14 protein-coding genes are annotated in these 16,672 nt (G+C 51.1%); 13 read left to right on the top strand and 1 reads right to left on the bottom strand.

Annotation, left to right across the window (positions count from 1 at the left end; genetic code table 11):
- Nucleotides 1-96 precede the first annotated feature (96 nt).
- The 12 genes from M4I36_RS00205 to M4I36_RS00150 all read left to right on the top strand — a co-directional run bounded on the left by M4I36_RS00205 (nucleotide 97) and on the right by M4I36_RS00150 (nucleotide 13,913).
- Nucleotides 97-2,919 (top strand): helicase C-terminal domain-containing protein, encoded by a 2,823-nt coding sequence (locus M4I36_RS00205; protein ID WP_258109674.1) that lies wholly within the window; start codon nucleotides 97-99, stop codon nucleotides 2,917-2,919.
- Nucleotides 2,916-3,587 (top strand): redox-sensing transcriptional repressor Rex, encoded by a 672-nt coding sequence (locus M4I36_RS00200; protein WP_258109583.1) that lies wholly within the window; start codon nucleotides 2,916-2,918, stop codon nucleotides 3,585-3,587. The genes M4I36_RS00205 and M4I36_RS00200 overlap by 4 nt, the downstream gene beginning before the upstream one ends.
- Nucleotides 3,581-4,399 carry an S-methyl-5'-thioadenosine phosphorylase gene (mtnP, locus tag M4I36_RS00195; RefSeq protein ID WP_258109582.1) on the top strand — a complete coding sequence of 273 codons (819 nt, stop codon included), beginning with the start codon at nucleotides 3,581-3,583 and terminating at the stop codon, nucleotides 4,397-4,399. Before M4I36_RS00200 ends, mtnP begins: the two co-directional genes overlap by 7 nt.
- A 9-nt stretch (nucleotides 4,400-4,408) precedes the next feature.
- Nucleotides 4,409-5,464: an S-methyl-5-thioribose-1-phosphate isomerase gene (gene mtnA / locus M4I36_RS00190; protein ID WP_258109581.1), complete on the top strand. Its 1,056-nt coding sequence runs from the start codon at nucleotides 4,409-4,411 to the stop codon at nucleotides 5,462-5,464.
- Between the two features lie 74 nt (nucleotides 5,465-5,538).
- Nucleotides 5,539-6,858 carry an amidohydrolase gene (locus tag M4I36_RS00185; RefSeq protein ID WP_258109580.1) on the top strand — a complete coding sequence of 440 codons (1,320 nt, stop codon included), beginning with the start codon at nucleotides 5,539-5,541 and terminating at the stop codon, nucleotides 6,856-6,858.
- A gap of 174 nt (nucleotides 6,859-7,032) precedes the next feature.
- Entirely contained in the window at nucleotides 7,033-7,788 is a 756-nt protein-coding gene (gene surE / locus M4I36_RS00180) for a 5'/3'-nucleotidase SurE (protein WP_258109579.1), read from the top strand.
- Between the two features lie 108 nt (nucleotides 7,789-7,896).
- A complete protein-coding gene (locus M4I36_RS00175) occupies nucleotides 7,897-8,082 on the top strand; it encodes a YpmA family protein (protein WP_258109578.1) in 186 nt (61 codons plus the stop codon).
- A gap of 568 nt (nucleotides 8,083-8,650) precedes the next feature.
- Nucleotides 8,651-9,187 carry a hypothetical protein gene (locus M4I36_RS00170; protein WP_258109577.1) on the top strand — a complete coding sequence of 179 codons (537 nt, stop codon included), beginning with the start codon at nucleotides 8,651-8,653 and terminating at the stop codon, nucleotides 9,185-9,187.
- A gap of 56 nt (nucleotides 9,188-9,243) precedes the next feature.
- On the top strand, nucleotides 9,244-10,734 hold the full coding sequence (locus M4I36_RS00165; protein WP_258109673.1) for an AAA family ATPase: 1,491 nt from the start codon (nucleotides 9,244-9,246) through the stop codon (nucleotides 10,732-10,734).
- A 143-nt stretch (nucleotides 10,735-10,877) separates the two neighbouring features.
- The gene (asnS, locus tag M4I36_RS00160; protein WP_258109576.1) at nucleotides 10,878-12,173 is read left to right on the top strand and encodes an asparagine--tRNA ligase; all 1,296 of its coding nucleotides are present in this window, start codon (nucleotides 10,878-10,880) and stop codon (nucleotides 12,171-12,173) included.
- Nucleotides 12,174-12,232: 59 nt separating this feature from the next.
- Nucleotides 12,233-12,985 carry a DnaD domain protein gene (locus M4I36_RS00155; protein WP_258109575.1) on the top strand — a complete coding sequence of 251 codons (753 nt, stop codon included), beginning with the start codon at nucleotides 12,233-12,235 and terminating at the stop codon, nucleotides 12,983-12,985.
- Between the two features lie 34 nt (nucleotides 12,986-13,019).
- Entirely contained in the window at nucleotides 13,020-13,913 is an 894-nt protein-coding gene (locus M4I36_RS00150) for a complex I NDUFA9 subunit family protein (protein ID WP_258109573.1), read from the top strand.
- Between the two features lie 27 nt (nucleotides 13,914-13,940).
- Here the strand turns inward: M4I36_RS00150 and M4I36_RS00145 are convergent, their stop codons facing one another.
- Nucleotides 13,941-15,113 (bottom strand): D-alanine--D-alanine ligase, encoded by a 1,173-nt coding sequence (locus M4I36_RS00145; protein WP_308660916.1) that lies wholly within the window; start codon nucleotides 15,111-15,113, stop codon nucleotides 13,941-13,943.
- Here M4I36_RS00145 and M4I36_RS00140 point away from each other — a divergent pair.
- On the top strand, nucleotides 15,102-16,550 hold the full coding sequence (locus tag M4I36_RS00140) for a UDP-N-acetylmuramoyl-tripeptide--D-alanyl-D-alanine ligase (RefSeq protein ID WP_258109571.1): 1,449 nt from the start codon (nucleotides 15,102-15,104) through the stop codon (nucleotides 16,548-16,550). The genes M4I36_RS00145 and M4I36_RS00140 overlap by 12 nt on opposite strands.
- The last annotated feature ends 122 nt before the right edge of the window (nucleotides 16,551-16,672 follow it).

Genomic DNA, 16,672 nt, shown 5'->3' with positions numbered 1-16,672 from the left:
ATCTTTGCACGCATTTCCACATAATGATTGCACCCATGGTAGAATGTTTAAAATGAGCTGCAAAGAGAAGGTCTGGAGGGCATTCGGTTGGAATTCGTGGTTATTGACTTGGAGACGACCGGTTTTCGGCCCGACTTCGATGAAATTATAGAGTTTGCGGCGGTCCACGTCCGCGATGGCGACATCGTTTCCGAGATGAGTACCTTAGTCCGCCCAAAACGGAGCATTCCAATGGTGGTCTCAGATTTGACTGGCATCGATGACGCTATGGTTCGAGATGCACCGAGTCTTGCAGATGCTCTGCGCACATTCATGGATTTTATCGGACCATACAACATCGCAGGCCACAACGTGGCATTCGATTTAAAATTTGTGGAAACGGCTTGTGATGCTTGCTTCTTCCCGCAACAGCCAACATCATTGTCTCTCGATTCGTTGGCCTTAGCCCGCATTGTCCTTCCTCGTCAAGGCGAATATGGGCTCGGCGCTCTCACGAAGTCTCTTAGCCTCGAGCACGACGACAAACATCGAGCCTTGGCCGATGCACGCGCGACAGCCCACCTACTGTATGCGTTGAGGAACATCGCCACAAAAAAATTCTCAGAAGACACGATTCATGAGTTGTGCCGACTGGCAGGAAATGTCTCGCCGCTGTATGCGGCTTGGTTTGATGACGTCCGAAATCACCTGGAACCCACCCATCCCGTTCGGAGGCTTCAAGTGATTCAAGGGCTTGCCTTTACCGCAGTGGCGCCAGATTCCGAAAGTGGACCGAAAAGGAATGCGCAGTCGGACAATCCGCTCCCGGCCGCTGACCATTCGTCCACCTTGCTGTCGGAAGACGGCCCGCTACCTACGATTTTCCCTCAATTCGAAGCTCGGGAATCACAGCAAAAGATGGCAGAAGCGATTGCAACCGCCCTGACCAACAGTCAACATCTGATGGTTGAGGCCGGAACCGGAACTGGGAAATCTTTGGCATACCTTGTGCCCGCAGCTCTCCATGCACACCAGCATGATAAGCGCGTAGTGGTCGCGACCCATACTCTGGCACTCCAAGACCAAATTGAGCATCGAGACTTCTCGATTTTGAAGAGAATTCTTCCGTTTGAGGCGAAGTTGGCTATCTTCAAAGGTCGCACCAACTATCTCTGTCTTCGAAAAGTGCGTCAAGAGACGGATGGCGTTGTGTTGACATCCAATCCAATCGACACACAGGTATTGATGATGCTGGTTGCGTGGCTCGCCGAGACAAGCCATGGCCTGCGCGAAGAACTCTCTATTTCCAATGCCGTCTCGACCGTTTGGCAACGCGTTCAAAGTGAAAGTGAGTCCTGTATTGGCAAACGCTGCGCTTTTTTCAAAGGGTGCTACTATTTTCGTGCAAAGAATGAAGCAAGCAACGCAGACATTGTGGTGACCAACCATTCTCTTGTTTTTTCCGACATCCGCGCCGGCAACCGAATTTTACCAACCTATGATGACCTGATTTTGGACGAAGCGCATCACGTCGCCGAAGTTGCCACCAAACATCTCGGAGCAGAACTCTACTTGGCCGCATTTCACAGTGGGATTGGCCGACTGTGGCGGGAAGGTGGTCGAGGCGGAGTCTTGGCGGATATCCGGCGCCGCTATCAGGGGGACTCCCGAGAAGCCGAGATGCAAGCCGAATTGGAGCGTATCGAAGCCGGATTGTCGACACTTCGCTCGCTGGCCGATGCCTGTTTCACTGCATTGGCTGTCCTCTTGCCGGACAAAGTATCAGAATATCGGCTGACGGGCAACATTGCGGGAACAGAAGCATGGATGACCTTTCAAGATCTCGTCGCACAAATTGCGCGCGAACGTGTGACATTGAACGAACGTGTGAATTGGCTGGAGACGTTTGCGGAGCGTGATCCTGATACAGACCGCAGCGCACGGGTACTCGATGCGTCAGGATTTCTGTCTGCGGTGACGGAGCAGGTGAGCGTACTCGAACAGGCTGTCAATTTGCCCGCGGACGAGGTGGTTTGGTTGGAGCGAAGTGGCCCAAAGGACAGGCCATTCTGGTCCATTCACCTCGCACCCATCTCTGTCGCGAGTCGTCTGCGAGAATCCATTTTCGAAGCGAAAGACTCTGTCGTCATGACGTCTGCCACGCTGATGGTCGACGGGGGGTTTCAGTATGTCATGAGCCAACTCGGTCTGGACAGAGCAGAGGACACGGGTCGGCTACAGACGATGACAGTGTCTTCTCCCTTCAATCTGCGACGGCAGGCGCGTCTGTGCGTGCCCTCGGACATTCCTGACATGGCGCGCCTCAGTCCGGACGAAGCGGCCACCTGGCTGAGTGAAGCTCTGTACAAACTCGCTCTCTGCAGCTCTGGTCGCCTACTCGCCCTGTTTACAAGTCACGCACTCATCAAAGCGACCGCGTCGCGATTAAGAACTCCGCTGCAAACGAGCGGTCTTGCACTCTACGCGCAAGGGGTAACAGGGAACCGAACTCAAGTCCTACGCGCGTTTAAGGATAATCCCGAGTCGGTCTTATTGGGTGCTCAGTCATTTTGGGAAGGAATTGATTTGCCTGGGGACGAATTGACAACACTGGTCATCGTTCGCTTACCGTTTACCCCTCCGACCCATCCTGTGACGGAAGCTCGACATGAACGGATTCAGACCAGTGGGGGCAATCCATTCCTAGAAGACAGCCTTCCAGAAGCCATCGTTCGCTTCCGCCAAGGATTTGGTCGCTTGATTCGAACCGCGACGGACAAGGGAGTGGTCGTTGTCTATGACCGACGCATCATTGCATCTCGGTATGGAAAGTCGTTTCTTCGATCCGTTCCAGACGTCTCGACGGTCATTGCACCGGAGACAGAAGTCTATGAACAGGTTCGCACATTTTTACGTCCGGGCGGGGGTGAGTTGGAGTGAAAGAGTCATCCATCCCGAAAAGTGTCATTTTGCGCTTACCCCTGTATCTTCGACATCTGGAAGAATTAAATCAAAGAGGAATCCCAACGGTCTCGTCACAAGTATTGGGAGATGAATTAGATTTGAATCCGGCCCAAATCCGAAAAGATTTGGCCTTCTTTGGGGATTTTGGACGCAAGGGGATTGGTTATAACGTCTCATTCCTAACTCAGAACATTCAGCATATCTTGCGCCTTGATGAATCATGGGATGTGGCCCTGGCAGGAGTTGGGCGACTGGGAATGGCACTCTGCGATTACAGCAAAAGTCGCCATCGGGCGCTCACTATCACGCATGCATTTGATGCCAACGAAGAGAAAGTGGGGATGGTCGTAGGCGACGTAACCATCCTCTCTGCGCGCACCATGTCTACTGTTTTGCGACAGTCCAACATCCGCATCGGAGTCATTGCTGTGCCGGCAAGCGCCGCCCAACAGGTCTGCGAAGAGATGGTGGACGCTGGAGTTACTGCTCTCTTGAACTTTGCGCCGGTGCTCTTGAAAGTTCCGAAACACGTCCACGTTCGGTCGGCAGACTTCACCAGCGAATTGCAGAGTTTGGCTTACTATGCCAGTGGTGCCAATAGTCATTCGTCATCTGGAAAGGGGACTGTACACGAAAAATGGTAGATATCAAAGCCGACTACGCGATTATTGGGGGTACCGGGGTTTACGATCCGCGCTTTTTCGTAGACGCAATCGACTGCACCATAGAAACTCCTTATGGTAATGCAACTGCGACGATTGGCACGTATGGAGGCAAGCGCGTAGCATTCCTGGCTCGGCATGGTACCGGACATCAGGTTCCGCCACACTTGGTCAACTATCGAGCGAATATCTATGCACTGCACACCATCGGGGTGCAGACCCTATGTGCAACAGCAGCTGTCGGTTCGCTGCGGCCAGATTTGACGCCGGGTAGCCTGCTCTTGGCTGACGATTTCCTAGATTTCACAAAGAGCCGTCCTGCCACTTTCACCGGTCCTGGGGCCGTGACTCATGCAGACATGACCGACCCATACTGCCCCGGGGTACGCGCGCGCATCAGCAAGGCCGCAGCCGAACTCGGCCATTCCATTCATCCTCATGGGACCTATGTCTGTACCGAAGGTCCACGATTTGAAACAGCCGCAGAAATCCGCTTTTATTCCGGTTTAGGGGCCTCTGTGGTGGGTATGACGAGCGTTCCCGAAGTCGTTCTTGCGCGGGAACTCGGCATGTGCTACGCGACGATTTGTATTGTGACTAATTTTGCCGCGGGTATATCGGGAGCCCCCCTTACACATAAAGAGGTCGTGGACACTATGTCAGAAAATATTAACTCTATTAGGGACATCTTGGCCAAGTGGATTGACGAAGATACCATAGGCGACAACGCGTGTCACTGTCGTGACCACATTGTGCATGATGTCTCCCTTCATGACGCAGCCAGTTCTAGCTAGGAGGCCCATATGACACTTTCTGCTATAGAATTTGAACAAAATCAATTGACGCTTTTAGACCAGCGAACCTTGCCCCACAATACCTCTTATATCACCTGCCGAACGAGTCGTGACGTGGCCGAAGCTATTCTCAACATGACCGTCCGCGGTGCACCTGCCATTGCCGTTTCGGCTGCTTACGGCGTCGTATTGTCAGCAAAGGCGGCACTCAGCAATGGGGGCGATATCCATACGGCCGTGACTGTTGCCGTCTCGGAACTCATGCAGACTCGGCCCACCGCGGTCAATTTGCGCTATGCCATGCGGAGAATGCAACAGTGCCTGGACGTGCATGCGAACGAGTCACCGAACCTCATAGTAGACGCATTGTTACAAGAAGCGCACGCCATGGCAAGAGAGGACATGGCAACGAACCAAGCCATCGGAACCCACGGGCAAGCTGCTTTCCAATCCGTTCTGGAGAGTGTCCACATCTTGACTCACTGTAACACGGGTTCCTTGGCAACGGTATCGTACGGAACTGCGCTTGGTGTCATCCGAGCACTGCACGCGAACGGAAGGTTAGCCCAGGTTTTCGTCGATGAGACGCGGCCGTATCTCCAGGGAGCGCGCCTTACGGCGTTCGAATTGGAGGCGGAGGGAATTCCTTATACTCTCATTGCTGACAATATGGCTGCATGGTTGATGGCCACGAAACGAGTCGACGGCGTTGTCGTCGGAGCGGACCGCATTGCTGCAAACGGAGACACCGCCAACAAGATTGGCACGTATGGACTGGCCGTACTCGCTGCTGCTCATCACGTCCCGTTTTATGTTGCGGCGCCGCTGTCTACGTTCGACCTAGAGGCAAAAAGTGGGCAAGACATCCCGATTGAAGAGCGGTCGGCGGACGAAGTGAGGGAAGTGTTTGGACAGAAGATTGCACCAGCCAATGCGCCAGTGTGGAATCCGGCTTTTGACATCACGCCAGCCCATCTCATCACTGGCATTGTCACGGAGGTCGGTATGATCGACAGCCCCAATACGGAAACAGTTGCACGACACCTGAACGCTCAACAGGCGTGAATCAGAGATCGTGCTGTGAGTTAATAGCGCGATCGATATATAGATAATACGACTTGTACAGGGAGGACTTGCATTTGGAAAGAACCGTTATTGAAGTAGGCGCGCTCGTACTCGATTCTATGCACGTCTACAATGGACCCGCATACTTAGCGTGGGAAGAAGGGCGCATTGTAGAGGTTGGAAAAGGCGTCTATCAGGACCATTCAGGTCCGCCGGTTAAGCGACTGGCGAAGCCCCGGTCACTAGCGATGCCCGGTTTGGTCAATGCGCACGGCCACGCCGCTATGACTCTTCTGCGCGGTGCAGGCGACGACATGCCGCTCATGAATTGGCTCAACGAGCGAATCTTCCCACTTGAGGCCAAGCTAGGCGCAGAAGCGGTGTATACTGGAACACTGTTAGCCTGTTGGGAAATGTTGCGATCCGGTACCACTTTCTATACAGACATGTACATGTTCATGGAGAGCGCGGCCAAGGCTGTATCAGAAGCTGGCATGAGAGCCTTGCTTTCCTCTGGAGCCGTAGGCTTCGATGAACAGAGTCGACTGCGCGGGCTAGAACGAACCACGGAACTGGTCAAGGCCTGGGAGGGTGGCAACAACGGTCGGATTCGCACTTCAGTCGGACCCCACGCGCCTTACACCTGTCCCCCAGACTACTTGCATCGCTTGGCTGGCTTGGCTGACGAACTGTCCGTCCCTTTGCAGATTCATCTCTCTGAAACGCGTGTGGAAGTTGAAAATTCTTATGCTGAATTCGGAAAGTCTCCAATTCTGCATGCAGCAGACTGCGGCGTATTTGACGTGCCGACATTGGCTGCACACTGCGTCCACGTCGACGAACAAGACATAGAAATCTTAGCTGCGAACAATGTTCATGTGGCGCACAACCCACAAAGTAATCTCAAACTAGGCTCGGGCATCGCTCCATTGCAAGCGCTCCTGTCCAAAAATATTTGCGTCGGACTCGGAACCGACGGAGCCGCAAGCAACAACAATCTCGACATGTTTGAAGAACTTCGGTTAGCATCCACTCTACACAAGGGAGTCTTGGAAGATGCTACCGCCATCCCGGCGGCGAAAGCCCTATATCTGGCAACCGAAGGAAGTGCGCTTTCCTGTTTTCGAGAAAGTGGTGCGGGTACCCTAAACATAGGCAGGGAGGCAGACTTTATCCTTGTCAATTTAGACAGCCCGCACATGACCCCGCGGTTTGACCTGATATCGAACCTTGTGTACGCCTGCGGATCCGATGACGTTACGGATGTCTTTATCGCCGGCGAGCATGTTCTCTCGGGAGGAGTGCCAACTCGATTCGACCACGAGCGGGTGCTCTACGACGCTCGCCGCATCGCTGCATCTTTTGGTGTCTCACTCAATCAAAACGAAGCGTGAGCCCATGGTGCGATTCGTCCTGCGCCAAGTTTTTCCCTGGTCTGTGCACCTTTATCAGCGATTTCTTAAGGATTGCCAGTTTCATGAGAAGGCGTTAGTATGGGTGGGTAAACAGAGAAACGGGGAATAGAGAACTGAACTTGCCCCTGTTGCCAAGGAGAAAAGGAGAGTCCGATGCGAATTCTCATTAGCAATGACGACGGAATAGACGGAGCGGGACTGGCTGCCTTGGCAGAAATAGCAGTCACAATGGGAGAAGTTTTGGTGGTGGCACCAGACAGACAAAAGAGCGCCTCCAGTCACTCCATTTCCATTCGCTCCCGACTCTATGCAGAGGAAGTGAATTTGTTTATTCCTGGTGTGCGAGCTTTTCAAATATCCGGAACTCCGGTCGATTGTGTGAAGTGGGCTTGTGTGCACCTCGCACCCTTCGACTTAATGCTGTCAGGAATCAACGAGGGAGCCAATTTGGCTGCAGATGTCCTCTACTCGGGAACCGTTGCTGCAGCAGGTGAGGCTGCACTGCAAGGTGTTCCCTCCATCGCGCTGTCTCTATGTGGTCCACCCTACGACTTTTCGTCCGCAGCGGAAAGAGTTCTACCGGTACTCAACACGCTCGCCAAAGAAGGTTTTCCCAGAGATTCATTTCTCAATATCAATATACCTTCGGAGGAAAGTAGAGGAAGCGAATTTTTCATCACAGAACTCGGTGCACGGTCATATCGAGATTCATTTGTACAAAAGGAAGATGATGCCGGACGCACGTATTATCGGTATACTGGAGAAGAAGTAGAAGAAACTTTTGGAGACAGAAAAGACGTACTTGCGGTACGAGATGGATATATCTCGGTCACTCCGATGCGATATCAATTCACTCACTCTGACTGGTTTACACGATTGACAAGAAGTTTAGAAAGCTCGGATGCGTGACGCAGGTTGAACAGACTGTAGAAGAAAAAACGCCATAAGTTCCGACAGACTGAAAACAGGTAAGATGGTCTGAAAAAAGATGAGTTTTGACACTTAGAAAGGCCGATGATGATGGATACTCACCTACAAATTATTGCTACGCAAGAATGCACGGCGACCGAGGACTTGTACTTACTGGTGGATTTTCTCAATCGAAACTTGCGAGACAAAGATGTCGTGTTTGGACTATCCAAGGCTGGAGCGGCAGAAGGTAAGATGACCGTCACTTTGTACCGCTCATCGTCGGTGCTATGAGTCGACTTCGCATGCTAACTGTCCTTGGTGCTTGCATGGCTGTCTTTTTGCTAGCCATAGCTTTTACATTTTTTATCGTATTTTGGAACAATTTAAAATCAGAGTGGGACATAGAAGCGACTGATGCACAGTATGTGCTCAATCATTCCCCTCTCAATCATATCGAGAGCGAGTCCGTCTTTACAGCATCAGGAGTAGAACATGTGTTTCGAGGTTTCGACGTTTTTGGACGTTCATGGTACGCCATCATGTCAGATTCATCGCGGACAATACACGCAGTCCCCACATCGACTTTAGTTTCAACCTCGCTCATTCGCCATATGGCAACAATGCGCTCTGTGAAGTTGACATCCGTTCATTTTGGATGGCTTTCAACTTCGACTGCAACACGTATGAATACTCATGCGGGACCTGTCTATGAGGTCTTTGGAACAGAGGACCATCGCCCTGTTTACCTCTATTTTCAAGCAACCACGGGACGCCTCATTTGCCAATATGTACTCCACCGTCAGAAACTCTAGAGTGATATACTGAGGTACAGAAACATCGAGAGTGGAGGGGTGAGAAGTTGTCCAGAGTTCGCCTCGTGCCTGTACTGGTCATAGCGTTGATTTCGCTGGCCGTTTTATTCGGCTTTTGGCAAGCGTATCAGCATTATAAGTTGTTTGGACCCTTGGAGTCAGAACTCCGGGACATTCCCGGTGTCAGTCATATTGCCTTGAACACAGCCAGTGGAAATAGCGTGGTTGTGCAACTGGGCCCCTTTCATACATTGGAAAACGGTGACTTACAGACGACGTATGAAAGCATCGAGTCGAAAGTGCGTTCAACACTTGGAACAACCGAATCCATTGTTTTGGAAGATAAAAGTAATGCCTTCCTGAGCAATGAATACGTCAACTTGGAGCCAATGATTTTTGAGGGAATTCGCGATGGTCAATACACCCAGATGATTCAGTCTGTCGAAAAAAGCGCAAATTCACAAGGCGTTGCAGCCCGCATCACGATGGATGCCCATCACTTCTTTATTCAATTGCAATATGGTAGCCACTATTTCTACAAAGTCCTGTCGTACCAGTTGAACGGGGGAGGGGCTTCAAGTTGATCAAAGAATGGCTAATTGGTGTAGGAATCGCCGTCGTCGTTTTCATCGGCTTGTTTATGAATGTGAATATTTTGCCACTCCTATTCTTGGTAGCACTGTGCGTCGGTGTGTGGGTGATGATGGATCGTCGAACCGCAGTAGCAGGCGCCAGTCGAGAAGCGCCAGTCAGGCATCAGGTGTCGTTTGATCAAATTGGTGGGCAGGAGCATGCAAAAAGAGAACTCCGAGAAGCTCTTGATTTTCTGCGCTATCGAGATCGGATTAAATCTCTGGGAATCAGACCTTTAAAGGGAATTTTGCTCACTGGACCTCCTGGTACGGGAAAGACGTTGATGGCAAAAGCTGCTGCCACGTATACAGATTCTGTGTTTCTGGCGGCATCCGGTAGTGAGTTTGTCGAAATGTACGTCGGCGTTGGCGCACAGCGCGTTCGTGAGCTCTTTCGCAAGGCTCGTCAACAAGCGAAGAAAGAGAACAAGGATAGCGCGATTATTTTCATCGACGAGATTGACGTGGTGGGAGGTAGAAGGGGGCAGCACAGCCATCAAGAGTACGATCAAACTCTCAATCAACTACTAACAGAAATGGATGGAATGTCAACGACACAGTCCCCGTTAGTTCTGGTTATGGCGGCTACCAACCGCGCCGATATCTTAGACTCTGCTCTACTGCGTCCAGGACGCTTTGACCGACAAATTCAGGTGGATTTGCCAGACAAAGAGGGCAGACTACACATCTTACGGATTCAAACTGCGGGTAAGCCATTGCGGCGGGACGTCAGCCTGGAGCACATCGCTCGAGAGACCTTTGGTTTTTCAGGAGCACAACTTGAAGCGTTGGTCAACGAAGCGGCGATTGCCGCTTTGCGCGCTGGCGAACAGCAGATTAATCAAGAGATGTTTCGCGATTCAGTGGATAAAGTCTTGATGGGCGAACGAACTGGGCGCAGGCCCACAGATGACGAGCTGCAGCGGGTGGCAGTGCACGAACTTGGCCATGCCATTGTCAGCGAACTGATGCGGCCGGGTACCGTCTCTCACATCACGATTGCTCCGCGCGGAAACGCTCTCGGATTTGTCAGGCAAATTCCCGAGGCTGACCGATATCTGTACACTTTGGAGCAGCTTCAAGAGCAAGTCAATGTGGCCCTCGGGGGTTGCTTGGCAGAAGAACATCACTACGGAAATCGGTCGACTGGCGCCCAAAATGACTTTGTTCAGGCATCGTCCTTAGCGCGTACGATTGTCGTTTGCGGACTTTCCAGGATTGGCATTGTCGATGAAGAACATCTTCCCGAAGCCGTCCTGGACACTGAAGTTCGATTCATTTTAGCGGAGCAAGAGCGCATCACCAGAGAAATTCTGCGCCCCTATCGAGAAGACATTGCCGAATTTGCGGCGGACATTGTGCGCGATGAGAGTCTCGATGGCAGTGCTTTTCGTGAATGGCTGACGAAAGTGCAAACGAAAAAATCAGTTCCGAGTCCAACATCTTCGGACGTTGTATCGGTTCCCTATGTGGCTTCGACTGAATTGACGTTGCAGTAGGAGACGGAAAACTGTTTCATCGATATCAAGGAATAACTTAGTCAACTTTATGGCGATAGAAAAACATAGTAGACTATGCTTCAATACAGTGCATGCCCTGACAGCACTGTATCTACATATCTTTCGAAAGCGGGGACACAAGCGTGACCACCAAAACATCCATTGACCATATTGGCGACTATGTGGGACAAACTGTTTGCCTAGAAGGATGGTTGTACAACAAACGTTCCAGTGGAAAAATCGTGTTTTTACAATTGCGGGATGGTTCTGGTTGGATACAATGCGTGGCTGTGCGCTCAGAGTTGCCGGAAGCACAGTTCTCCGCATGTCAGAATGTGACACAAGAATCTTCTCTGCGAGTCACCGGTACAGTTCGAGCCGAAGCGCGCTCGCAAAGTGGTTACGAGATGTCTATTGAATCGGTGGAAATTGTCGGACATGCTTCGGATTATCCGGTCACTCTGAAAGAGCATGGTGTCGATTTCTTGCTCGACCATCGTCATCTGTGGATTAGAACGCCGCGCCAACGGTCGATATTGAAAATTCGTTCGGAAATTCTTCTTGCCATGACCGAATTCTTTGCCAACAACGGTTTTACTCGGGTCGATCCGCCGATACTCACGCCAACCTCCTGTGAAGGCACATCCGAGTTGTTTCACACAAAATACTTCGAGGAGGATGCGTTCCTCACCCAAAGTGGCCAGATGTACATGGAGGCGGCAGCCATGGCCTTAGGCAAAGTTTACTCTATGGGCCCGACGTTCCGTGCGGAAAAATCTAAGACGCGCCGACACCTGATTGAATTCTGGATGATTGAGCCGGAAATGGCCTATGTAACGCATGCGCAAAACTTGGAAGTGCAGGAGCAGTTTATATCGCACATTGTTCAGCACGTGCTGGAGAACTGTTCAGCAGAACTGCACGTGTTAGAGCGGGATGTCTCTAAATTGACGTCCGTAACGACACCGTTTCCCAGACTGACGTACGACGATGCCATCGCTTGGCTTCAGGAAAACGGGCATGAAATTTCCTGGGGTGAAGATTTTGGGGCCCCACATGAAGCGGCCATTGCATCCGCATATGACCGGCCAGTCTTCATTGAAAAATTCCCAACTGCCATCAAGGCTTTCTATATGCAACCGGACCCTGACCGTCCCGAAGTTGCTCTCTGTGCGGACCTATTGGCTCCCGAAGGATATGGAGAAATTGTCGGTGGCAGCGAGCGTATACACGACTATAACCTATTGCTGAAACGATTTGAAGAACATCACCTGCCTCTCGAAGATTATCAATGGTATCTCGACTTAAGAAGATATGGCAGCGTTCCGCATTCTGGTTTCGGCATCGGACTGGAGCGAACGGTCGCTTGGATATGTGGGTTGGAGCACGTGCGCGAAGCATCCGCATTTCCGCGTATGCTCTATCGCCTAACGCCCTGAATGACCTTTTCGGGGAGCGGCGGCAAAACCTGACTGTCGTGGAGAAAGGAGTACCTGCTATGCGCCCATTCGTCCCGTCTCCCGACGACATCGACTTTCTTGGCCGAGCGTTTGTCTCTGTTCCGTTAGACCTCTTAGAGCGTTATGGAGAATGGGATATGGAGCCTCAAGCGTTTATCCTTCTCCTTTCCATTCTGTCTGCTTCACAATTGGAAGGTTCGACTGATCTCTCGACTGTTCGCCTGGCAGAGCGCTGCAAAATGTCGTCTAATGATGTCTTGCGCTATTTAGAGCAACTTGTACAAGGCGGATTTTTGTCCATTGGCGAACGATTGGATACTGAGGGGACACATAGTACATACTTTGACTTGCGTCCGCTCTGGAGGCGAATTCGCCAAAAGGATGCTGGAAAATCTCCCTATCAAGACTGGCGGAGAGACCCTGTAACGTTGTTCGAAGAAGAATTTGGTCGACCGCTGTCCGGTTTGGAACTCGACCAAATTCGTCAGTGGTTAGAGGAAGACCGCGTTCCAGAATGGATGATCGTCGAAGCTCTCCGTGAAGCGGTCTATGCAAACAAATTTGCATTTAAATATATTGACCGAGTGTTGTTTGACTGGCAAAAAAATCACATTCGTACAAAGCAGGAACTTGACGACTATCGGGAACGGTTCCGAACCACGAACAAATCGCAGACATCCAGTAAATCACAAAGTGGTAAGGCTGATGCATCTGGGTATCCGCAGAAAGCCCGGCCAACTAACAAAGACGACCGCTATAGCGCATTTTATGAACTATTTCCAGATGCTTAGTAGGGACATCCGGAAACAGGGTGGGTGAGATTCGATGAAGGTTCTGGTTGCAGGTGGAACAGGATACATTGGAGTGCCCGTCGTTCGCGAGATCCTTGCCCGCGGACATCAAGTCCGAGTGTTGTCCCGGCAGAAATTGCCGAGCGAACTGTCCGCACTTGGCGCTGAATGGATGCCAGGAGACATCGTGCGCACCAGTCAAACAGACCTCGCAAAAACATTCGAAACCTGTGATGCCGCTATCAATTTAGTAGGCATCATTCGTGAACACATACCATCGGGTCGTACCATGAGTGCCGTCCATCACATCGGATCAGAAAACTTCGTCCGCGCTGCAAAAGCACACGGTTCTTTGCAACGGTATCTGCACATGAGCGCACTTGGAGCGCGACCGCACGCAGTCTCTAAGTATCACCGCTCTAAGTGGGAGGGAGAAAGGGCCGTGGTGGAGAGTGGATTGCCTTTTACCATTTTCCGCCCTTCCGTGGTTTTTGGCATTGGAGGTCCAGGCCCGAACTTCTTGCGACAATTGGCAGACCTTGTGGAGTCGGTTCCTGTTGTCCCAATTATTGGGCGTGGAGAGTCGAAGCTTCAACCCGTCTCCGTCCAGACCGTTGCGGAAGCATTTGCAACCTGTCTGGACACAGCCGATGCGGTGGGGCAAACGTATGACGTGGCTGGACCGGAGGTGGTGTCGTACCGAGACATCTTGACACGAGTAGCGAAAAGCCTATCGAAACCTCTGCGCACCCTTTACATACCCATGGCAGCCATGAAGACGATAGCCGCTCGACTGGACCGATATCCATGGTTTCCTATCACCATGGACCAACTCGTCATGCTTGAAGAGGGCAATACGTCCGCAAACTGGCGGTCCCTATACTCAGACCTAGGACTGACAGAAATCCCGTTTCGCGCAGAATTCTAGGGGGCGACAACGGACATCGCCCTTTCTTCAACTTTCGGGAATCTGAAACTCCGTGACATTGCGCCGCACCTCTTCGTGTCTCTCGAGGGCGCATTGAATAAGTTCTTCGACCAACTGAGCGTACGAGAGACCCGTTGTTTCCCATAATTTTGGATACATGCTGTATTCCGTGAATCCGGGCATAGTGTTGATCTCGTTTAACAACACGCGACCAGTGCTTCGCTCAACGAAGAAATCGATACGCGCCAATCCAGCACAATCTGCTGCAAGGTAAGCCCGAATGGCGAGATCCGCAATCTCTTTCCGTTGCTCTTCACTCACCACTGCGGGTATCATCAATGCGGAGTCTCCACTAATATATTTAGCTCGATAATCGTAGAATTCACCGGAAGGAATTATCTCACCAGGGACTGAGACCTTCGGGTAATCGTTTCCGAGGACGCCAATCTCGATTTCCCGGACATCTAACCCTTCCTCTACCAACAGACGGCGGTCATACTGTGCAGCATCAGACAGTGCCGTTTTCAGGGTGTCTCGAGAATTCGCTTTGGAAATGCCGACACTCGACCCGAGATTCGCGGGTTTGACGAAACATGGATATCCGATGGTCCTTTCGATGTGCGCAATCACTTCCGAGACGTCAGTTTCGACTTGACGGCGCGTCAAGGATTCAAAGCGAACTTGAGGAAAGCCATGTGCCTGAAACAACTTTTTCATCATAATTTTGTCCATACAGACTGCCGATGCCAGAACTCCAGAACCGACGTATGGTAGCGACGCCAACTCGAGTAGTCCCTGAATAGTCCCGTCTTCTCCGAACGATCCGTGAAGGACCGGAAATACGACGTCTAGTTTGCCAGCTCTCGTGATATCGGACAATACAGGAAAGTTACTCTTCATATCCGGGATGGTGTCCGACATTGTATCCGGGATAGTGAAGGCTGCAATCGAATCATTGTCCTGTACGCAACCGTCCTCGAGGCTCTTCATGGCCTGCGGTCCAGGAATGAAATTGCCGGATTTACTGATGCCGATTGGAACTACTTCATATTTATCAGGATTTAAAGCTCTCAGGACAGACTGAGCTGACATGACAGACACCTCATGTTCTCCTGTCTTTCCGCCAAATAACACGCCAACACGCAAGCGATGAGTCAAAAGGGTACAACTCCTTTGCAGATAGACTTCTTGATAAATCACAACGAACAAGAAGTCGCTGTGGATGGACTGCCGACGAAAGGGGATAAATCCATGCTGCCAACAACCATTTCAAGTATTTTAGAACTCAGCGAACTGGAGTGGATGCAAGGTTCGCTCGACACACGGGTGACGGGTGTTTCCATCGACACGCGCACTCTCCAAGCGGGTGATTTATTTGTGGCCTTCGCCGGAGAAAAAGTAGACGGTCACCAATACCTCGACCAGGCAAGACATCTAGGAGCCAGCGGAGCCATTGTAACGAATCCCGAGCAGGTGAGACAATCCCCGGTCGCTTGGTCCGATTTTCCGATACTTGTCACGGCCAATCCCATACATGCCATTCGGCAGCTCGCCATCCGCGAAAGAAATCAGTTTCAAGGACCGGTTTTCGCAGTTACGGGAAGCAATGGCAAGACGACCACGAAGGAAATGATGTTTGCCGCATACTCTCCTTCCGTCACTTGTTTAGCTACCCGTGGAAACTTGAACAATGAATTGGGCCTGCCTCTAACCATTCTACAACGAACGGACACACATGGTGCCATGGTTTTAGAGATGGGAATGCGTGCGCGCGGGCAAATTTCCGACTTGTGTGAAATAGCCCGTCCGACAGCTGGAATGATAACAAATATTGGCCATAGTCATTTGGAAACTTTGGGTAGTCAACAGAATATTGCACTCGCGAAAGGCGAACTGTTGGAGCATCTCAGTGACCGATATGCGGCACTCATCAAGGAAGACCCTTGGTTATGGAAATTAGGACAACGGGGTGGGGCGAAAATTCTCTGGTGCAGCTTACAGGATGGGTCGGCTCACGCATATTTTCAGAACATCGAACAACACCCAAGGTATATCCGTGGGACCGTTGAAATTCTCGGCCATGTTTCTGACTTCTACCTTCCGTCGCCTGGTTTGCATAATGCCCAAAATGCTCTGTTGGTTCTCGCAATTGGTGTGTCCGAAGGATATTCTTTAGACTCAATGGTCGAAGGCCTTAAGACATATTCCGCTCAAGAAGGCCGCCTGCACATAATAGAGACCAAACGCGGGCAAACCATTCTCGATGATTGCTACAATGCCTCGCCTTTGTCGATGAAGGCGAGTTTGGATGTTCTCGTTCAAGTAGCAGGTAATCGACCAAAAGTCGCGATTCTTGGTGATATGTTCGAACTTGGAGATTACGCCGTGACGGGTCACAAAGAAGTCGGTGACTATGCTGTCGCTCTAGGCGTGCAGGTGATGAGCGTTGGTTCCTTAGCCAAATACATCAGCGGACAGTATCGTGTCTCTGGCAAACCCGTGGTGCATTTTGACAGTGTCGAAGGTATGCTGCATGATCTCCCTAACCTTATCCCAGATGAGGCTACGGTGCTCGTCAAAGCCTCACGAGGAATGCATTTAGAAACCATTGTGAGAGCTTTGGTGGAACAAAGATAATAATACGGCCGATCATCTCAGAGAGACGGTCACGAGAGAACACGAAATCTAAGCGCAACAAATTGTTGTTTGTTCACATAGTAGCTCTTGACATGAATATTGCAAGTGATAAATAATACAGT

Origin of the sequence: Alicyclobacillus sp. SP_1 (assembly GCF_024706985.1) — a bacterium.
In the GTDB taxonomy this organism is placed as follows: Bacteria; Bacillota; Bacilli; order Alicyclobacillales; family Alicyclobacillaceae; genus Alicyclobacillus_I.
This window is presented reverse-complemented; position numbering and strand designations above follow the sequence as displayed.